Consider the following 6,393-nt stretch of genomic DNA (forward strand, 5'->3'; position numbering starts at 1 on the left):
AGCCCATCATGCGCGAGATTAAGATCATGAAGAACGAACAGCGGCATGCGGCTGTTCATCAGTTCGAACATTATTCTCTTCTCGCCGGCGATGCCCGCCTTCAACCGCTCGATACGATCGACAAGCGCATCGCGATCGGTTCCGGCCGCTCCCGTGTCGAGGCGATCCTCGAGAGCGTGCAGACGTCGATTCGACTCATCACCATCCATATAGACGACCGGGGCATCCATTGTCGTTCCCCGCAACGCATCCATCAAGCCCATGGACAAGCATCCCCCATCACATCACGGACGGAAACGCCCGCATCTCCCAATACCGGACCAGTGGCCCAGACCAATGGTAGCGCCGATTCGCGGGCGGACTTCCCTTCGTCCCATTAGTCATGGCATCGGCACGTCCATGCATTCCGGCAGATGGCTGGTCCCGCCATGATGACAACCCCAGACTTCGGCGATAGCATCGAGCGTGGATGGGAAACCATCCGGACATTCCAATATCAAAGGAGATATTGCCATGAGAACGATACTGTGTTCGCCGGGAACGTACATCCAAGAAGCCAACGCCTTGTCGATACTCGCCGACAACTGCGAAACCCTGAGTCCCAACGGGGCGTATCTTATCGTCGACCCCTTCATTGACGACACCTATCACGATTCCATTGTCTCCAGCTTCACGGCGGGGGACCTTCCATACCACCTTGAGCGTTTCGGAGGGGAATGCTCAATGTCCGAAATCGACCGCCATCAATCCCTCATCGGATCATGCGGCGTGGTCGTGGGCATCGGCGGCGGAAAAACGCTCGACACCACCAAGGCCGTCGCACACTATCTGAACCTCCCAGTCATCATCATGCCAACCGCCGCATCCTCGGACGCCCCATGCTCCCGCCTGTCGGTGGTGTACACGGATGACGGCCAGTTCGACCACTACCTACCGCTTCCCAAGAATCCCGACATGGTCATCATGGACACGGCTCTCATCTCCCATGCGCCAGTGCGTTTCCTCGTCTCGGGTCTGGGCGACGCGTACGCAACCTACTTCGAGGCGCTGGCATGCGAGAAGTCAAACGCCATAACCATGACGGGAGGACACGCCACCAACGCCGCCCTCGCGCTCGCCAAGCTCTGCCACGACATCCTCGTCGCGGACGGCCCCAAAGCGGTGGCTGCCGTGAAACACGGAATCCTCACGTCAGCGGTCAACAACATCATCGAGGCCAACACTCTTCTCAGCGGTCTGGGGTTCGAAAGCAGCGGACTCGCGGCGGCCCATGCGATACACGATGGGCTGACCGCGCTTGAGGGAACCCACAAGTATCTGCACGGAGAGAAGGTGGCCTACGGCACGCTAGCGCAGTTCGTCCTCGAGAATCGTCCCGAGAAGGATGTTCAGGAAGCATACGGATTCTTCCGCACCGTGGGACTTCCCACCCGCCTCGCGGGGATCGGCATAGCCGACGCGACGGACGAGGATCTTCTCAGAGTCGGGGAGCTCGCCTGTTCGGATGAGGACACGATGTCGAACATGCCTTTCGAGGTAAGTCCTGTGGATGTCGCGGGAGCGTTGCGCGTCGCCGACGAGATCGGAGTTTCCCTCGCGTAGCCGAGTCTTATCCACGGCGATGGGCCCGGTTGAACGCACAGATATATATGCGACACTGGGCCCATGCCCTTCACAACCACACTAACGGCCGCTCTCACGACCACCTTTCCGGGCCGCGTCGAATCCGTGCTCCACACCATCGTGGACGCTTCCACCACCGCCACACCGGCTCTCGACCAGACGACAGTGACGAGATGCTGCGTCGTCGCACTTCTCGCCGTTATTCTCACACCCATTTGGCACATCACACGCAACGCCATAACCATCGCTCATGAGGGCGGCCACGCGCTTGTGGCGTTGCTCTGCGGACGCCGCGTCAATGGAATACAGATGCATTCGGATACCTCGGGGCTGACGGTGAGTCAGGGCAAAAGCCGCGGCATCGGGCTTCGCCTCACTCAGTTTGCCGGCTATGCGGCACCGGCGTTGTGGGGACTCGCCTGCGCCGCGCTGGTCTCTCATGGCTATTCCACCGCGTCCCTGTGGCTTCTTGTGGTTCTGCTGATACTGATGCTCCTGAAAATACGCAATGCCTATGGACTTCTGGCTGTGGTCGCGGCCGGGGCGGGTGTGGTCGTTCTCTCATGGTGGGGAAGCGCCGATCTTCGATCCCTGGCCGCCCATGTGCTGGCATGGTTCCTTCTTTTCGGCGCGATCAGACCGTTGTTTGAGCTCATCCACCAACGGCTCACGGGTCGCGCCGCTGGATCGGACGCCGACCAGCTGGCCACGACGGGAGTGCCGGCCGGATTGTGGATCACCGTGTGGATGGCGATGTCAGTCGGGGCATTATGGCTGGGATATGTCTGGATGCTGGCGCTGTGAGCGAACATCCGTCGGCACCACCCACGCACAGGGCGCCGGTATGGCACACTCGTATGACACAACGAGTAAGCCTGACACAACGAGTAAGCCATCCATCCACGCAGCCACAAGCCCATCCGGGAGGATCCGTGTCCCAGCACACCGTCGATTTCACGACCATCTCCACAGAAGGGCTTGAATCATCGCCCGTCGCCGCGGCGCTTGCCGGTCTTCGTGCCAACGAGGCCCGGTATTTCATGAACAAGTACGGCCACGCCTTCACGGTGAGTCCGGCTGAGGAGGCTCCGGAGACGATGGACTACGTCAACCGCATCCTCAGCAGCGAGCGCGACATCGTGTTCTCCGCCCGGCCATTGGAAACCTCGTGCTTCGAGGTGGGCGGCATGGCCGTCACCTATGTCTTCTATGAGGACGGATTGTCGATCAACATCATGTACGACCTTGCCGATCCCAAACGCCGCGCGGTGGGATTGAAACTGTCCGAGGGGATGCCGGTCCCCGCGGAGCTTGAGGGCCGTTTCAAGTTCGGCCATCAGAAGTCGCGTCTTGCCGGCGTGATCCGCGGCTCGTACTTCATCATCAAAGGCGAGTACGCGCAGAAATAATCACGTCCGAACGGTGCTACCGCGTGGTCCGATCCAGTTTGGCCGTCCCCTCGTCATCGAGTTTGACGCTGCTGTCGGATTCGCGTAGATAGACGTCACCATTGGACCGCATCCTCACCACGCCTCCGGCGAACGGTCTGACCTGAACGAGAAGGATGATGTCGTCGTCGCCGTCGACGTTCCGGCACGGTAGCCTCCTCAATCCAACGGTCGGTCGCGGATCGCATAGCTCCACGGGTATGCGTTCGAAATCCTCGACGGGATAGGCTCCCTGCCTGCGGAAACCTGTTATGCTGCCGTCATCCTCGATTCCGACGGCCACCGTTCCCCCGCCATCATTGGCGAAGGCGATGATGTGACGGGCGAGGCCATCTGGTCGCAGGCGCGCGCTTTTCCTGTCGAAGTGCTGCCCCTCACGCAGACGCGTGTAAGTGGATGCGTCCTCGCATGATTCTTCTTTGTCGTTATCGGCTTTGTCAGCTTTGTATTTGTCCGCCTTGTCCGCTTTGCCCGCCGGATCCGCCATAGGACCTCCCTTCCGGTTCTCGCGACCTCCTGCGATGCGCGGCCCCACGGCCACGAGCACGCGGCGACCGGCTTCCAACCACAGCCAACTCTACCCGCGCCACCCACAACGAAGGATGTCGGAGTCCGCCTCCACGAATCGGCAAGGAATCATGCACGAGACATGCTCGTAACATAACAATCGGAGAAGGGAAACCGCACGTTCCTAGGCTGAACGCATACGGGAATCCGGTGTGATTGATGACGAGTGATTGGGAACTCGAGATGAAGGCACGTTCCGAATCGAACCGTCGAGTTTGACGCCACGACGAGGCTGATGACAGTGGCGACGCGCGCCGACGATCGAAAGGGGCAAGGTGATGATCGAATCGGCCGCACGACGTTTGGCTCAGGAGCTGGTGGACCATCGCGAGGGGATCAACCGCGAGCTCAGCCGCAATGGAGTGCGCTTCGGCATCTACAAGGATGGCGAATACCATGACCGTCTCTTCCCCTATGATCCCATCCCCCGCATCATCGAATCGCAGGATTTCACGGTGCTGGAGTCCGGTCTCAAGCAGCGGGTGACGGCTCTGAACGCGTATCTGTCCGACATCTACTCGGACAAGCGCATCGTCGCCGACGGCGTGGTTCCCGAGGAGTATGTCTACACTTCCGCCGGTTACTTCCCCCAGGTCAATGGGGTGATCCCACCGGGAGGCATTTTCGCGCACATCGCCGGAGAGGATCTGGTCCAGGCCGAAGACGGGCACTGGTGGGTTCTTGAGGACAACCTGCGCATCCCGTCGGGCGCGAGCTACCCGTTGTTCGTCAGAGACATCGAGCGCAGGATCTGCCCGCGTCTTTTCCGCGACGTGAAGGTCCGTGACAACCGAGAGTATCCGCGGCTTCTGCGCAAGTCCATGGATTTTGTCTCCACCGAGGGTATTGCGGTGGTCCTCACCCCGGGAAGCCGGAACTCCGCGTTCTTCGAGCACGCCTATCTGGCGGAGAAGACCGGATCGGTCCTCGCCTTCCCGGAGGACCTCGAGGTCGTCGACAACAGCGTGTATCTGCGTGATTATGCGGGGCACCGCTATCGGGTCGGCGTGGTCTACCGGCGTCTGTCCGACGAGTATCTTGACCCCTTCGCCTTCAACCCCGATTCGGTGATCGGTGTGCCCGGGATCCTAGCCGCCTACCGCGCCGGTAACGTCGCCATAGTCAACGCGCCAGGAAACGGCGCCGCGGACGACAAGGCCATCTACTATTTCGTGCCGGACATGATCCGCTACTATCTCGGCGAGGAGCCGATACTCGACAACGCGCCGACGTATATGCCGATGTTCGAGAAGGACCGTCGCACCGTCCTCGACCGTATGGGAGAGCTGGTCATCAAGGATGTGGCCGAGGCGGGCGGCTATGGCGTGGTGTTCGGGTCAAGCCTCGACGCGGGCCAACGGCGGGACCTCGCCGACAGGATCGTTGCCGAGCCTCGACGGTTCATCGCGCAGGATGTGATCCAATTCAGGGACATCGACGTCGTCGATCCGCTGACCGGCGAGCGCAGCCCACGCAAATGCGATCTGCGGGCCTTCGTCGTCACCGGTCAGCAGACCCACGTCTGGTACTCCGGATTGACCAGATACGCCTCGACTCCCGGGCGGATGATCGTCAACTCCTCACAGGGTGGAGGCTTCAAGGACACGTGGGTTCTGGGCGACGACGCGCTCTCCACCGCCCGGGACGTCGCTCCCGCCCTGGCGTCTCTGGCCCGGTTCAGACATCGTCCCGTCTCGCCGGTGACGGCGTCCAAGGCGGACAACTTCTTCTGGCTGGGCCGGTATACCGAACGCGTATACACCACGCTCGAGCAGTTCTTTCCGTTCTACGACCGGGTCATGGACACCGATGTGGACGCCTTCCGCCCGTTCGCCAAGGCCCTCGACCTTCCCCAGGACTTCAAGGACTTCGACGCCTTCATCGACAGCTTCCTGTACGACGAGTCCATCCAGGACTCCATACGCAGCTCGATGGGTTCCGCCTTCCGCAACGCTATGATCCTCCGTCCGGAGCTGGGCTCACGCCTTCTGCAGCATGTGGAGCTGGCATTGACGACGACCATCGCCGGATCCCACGAGCACGGCACGGCGGCCGAGGGCATCTATCGCCAGCGCGACGTCAACGATCACCTTCTCGCGTTCTGGGGAGGAATCGAGGACTCCGCGGCGGACATCACCTTCAAATCCGTCATTTTCATCGGAAAGTACATCGAACGCATCGACCTATACACACGGTTCGGTTCCGCCCCGGACGACCTCGTGGGCCCGCTGCGCAAACTCACGGCATCAATCGCCACACTGGACTCCCAACCCATGCCCCTGTGCGTGATTGACGGATTGGTGTGGCTGGTGGACCAGCTCCCTCATCGCGGGTATGACGCCGCGGCCACAAATCTCGGGGCGCTACTTGACGGCTGCCGGACGCATATGGCCACGTCGGAGTCCTCTGCGGCGGGGATGCTCAGCTCCATGAGCATGAATCTCGACAGACGTGCGGCCGGGCCGATGGAAGGACCGGCGAAAGGCACGTCGGGAGGACCGACCGACGGTTCGGGAACCCGTTCGGCGGCCACCCCGACGGATGGGCCGACGTATGGATCGACGGCTCTCTGACCGATCCCATCGATGCTATCGTGGGACATCGAATGGTCGTGTCCTCGGCCGTCAGGAGACGATGTGAGAAAGCTCGAATTCGACTATGAGATGAGGCTGACGTTCAGCTCACCGGTCACCGAGCATCGATTCCAGCTGCGATGCGTTCCCGCCACCGGTCCACGCCAGCAGATCGTCGACAC

General features: G+C 61.1%; 5 protein-coding genes and 2 pseudogenes. 5 read left to right on the top strand and 2 right to left on the bottom strand.

The window, feature by feature from the left end; all coding sequences use genetic code 11:
* Positions 1–263, bottom strand: a 263-nt coding sequence (locus Q1X90_RS00825) for a hypothetical protein (protein ID WP_300765766.1), incomplete at its 3' end; no start/stop codon positions are given.
* Between the two features lie 250 nt (positions 264–513).
* On the opposite strand from Q1X90_RS00825, the gene Q1X90_RS00830 reads away from it, so the two are divergent.
* The 3 genes from Q1X90_RS00830 (at position 514) to Q1X90_RS00840 (ending at position 3,032) form a co-directional block, all read left to right on the top strand.
* Positions 514–1,602 (top strand): glycerol dehydrogenase, encoded by a 1,089-nt coding sequence (locus tag Q1X90_RS00830; protein WP_300765767.1) that lies wholly within the window; start codon positions 514–516, stop codon positions 1,600–1,602.
* A gap of 63 nt (positions 1,603–1,665) precedes the next feature.
* Positions 1,666–2,427, top strand: a complete 762-nt coding sequence (locus tag Q1X90_RS00835; RefSeq protein WP_300765768.1) for a M50 family metallopeptidase — start codon at positions 1,666–1,668, stop codon at positions 2,425–2,427.
* A 53-nt stretch (positions 2,428–2,480) separates the two neighbouring features.
* Positions 2,481–3,032 carry a phage tail protein gene (locus tag Q1X90_RS00840; RefSeq protein WP_300765769.1) on the top strand — a complete coding sequence of 184 codons (552 nt, stop codon included), beginning with the start codon at positions 2,481–2,483 and terminating at the stop codon, positions 3,030–3,032.
* 16 nt (positions 3,033–3,048) lie between these two features.
* Here Q1X90_RS00840 and Q1X90_RS00845 read toward each other — a convergent pair whose 3' ends face one another.
* Entirely contained in the window at positions 3,049–3,558 is a 510-nt protein-coding gene (locus Q1X90_RS00845) for a helix-turn-helix domain-containing protein (protein ID WP_300765770.1), read from the bottom strand.
* A gap of 358 nt (positions 3,559–3,916) precedes the next feature.
* On the opposite strand from Q1X90_RS00845, the pseudogene Q1X90_RS00850 reads away from it, so the two are divergent.
* Together Q1X90_RS00850 and Q1X90_RS00855 are read left to right on the top strand one after the other, a co-directional pair.
* A pseudogene (locus Q1X90_RS00850) lies at positions 3,917–5,974 on the top strand (circularly permuted type 2 ATP-grasp protein); the annotation flags it as partial.
* Between the two features lie 300 nt (positions 5,975–6,274).
* Positions 6,275–6,393, top strand: a pseudogene (locus Q1X90_RS00855) (transglutaminase N-terminal domain-containing protein); the annotation flags it as partial.

The sequence above is a fragment of the uncultured Bifidobacterium sp. genome (assembly GCF_949292005.1).
Classification (GTDB): domain Bacteria; phylum Actinomycetota; class Actinomycetes; order Actinomycetales; family Bifidobacteriaceae; genus Bifidobacterium.

Excerpts from the sequence above, each read along its gene's own strand:
- Q1X90_RS00830 (WP_300765767.1), top strand. The coding sequence starts at position 514 with ATGAGAACGATACTGTGTTCGCCGGGAACGTACATCCAAGAAGCCAAC.
- Q1X90_RS00835 (WP_300765768.1), top strand. The coding sequence starts at position 1,666 with ATGCCCTTCACAACCACACTAACGGCCGCTCTCACGACCACCTTTCCG.
- Q1X90_RS00845 (WP_300765770.1), bottom strand. The coding sequence starts at position 3,558 with ATGGCGGATCCGGCGGGCAAAGCGGACAAGGCGGACAAATACAAAGCT.
- Q1X90_RS00840 (WP_300765769.1), top strand. The coding sequence starts at position 2,481 with ATGACACAACGAGTAAGCCTGACACAACGAGTAAGCCATCCATCCACG.